Source organism: Vibrio sp. 1580, from assembly GCF_033340055.1.
Genome location: NZ_JAWOVT010000629.1, coordinates 1 through 543, shown reverse-complemented (window position 1 = coordinate 543; position 543 = coordinate 1). Strand labels below are relative to the sequence as shown.

The following is a 543-nucleotide window of genomic DNA, read 5'->3' as shown; positions in this document are numbered from 1 at the left end:
CTGTCAAGAATACCGAAGTTAAAGCGCCCTTTGATGGCATTGTTGATCATCATTTTGTCGAAGTGGGTGACTTTGTCGGTGTGGGCGATCCAATAGCGACAGTGATTGATTTAGAGACTCTGGTCATTGAGGCCGACGTTAGCGAGCGCCATATCCAGTATCTTAAAGAAGGTCTTCAAGCGGATGTCAGAACTATCAATGGTCAGCATCACTTGGGGACTTTACGTTATATTGGTCGCGTTTCCTCCGTATCGACCAATACGTTTCCGATTGAAATCGAAATAGATAATCGTAATTCGCTCATCCCTGCGGGGATCAGTGCGGAAGTGCAGCTCCCTTTGAATGAAGTGCTAGCGATTAAAATTACCGCTGCAATGTTGGCGTTAGATGAAGAAGGGAATTTAGGTGTCAAAACACTGCAAGATGAACACGTTAAGTTTGTTCCTATTCAGTTAGTCAAAGCAGAAGAAGATGGTGTTTGGTTATCAGGGCTTGGCGAGCAAGCGGACATCATTGTATTAGGACAGGGGTTTGTTCGTGATG

General features: G+C 44.9%; 1 pseudogene. It reads left to right on the top strand.

Features of this window, described 5'->3' with window-relative positions:
• Positions 1–543, top strand: a pseudogene (gene vmeJ / locus R7093_RS27540) (multidrug efflux RND transporter periplasmic adaptor subunit VmeJ); the annotation flags it as partial.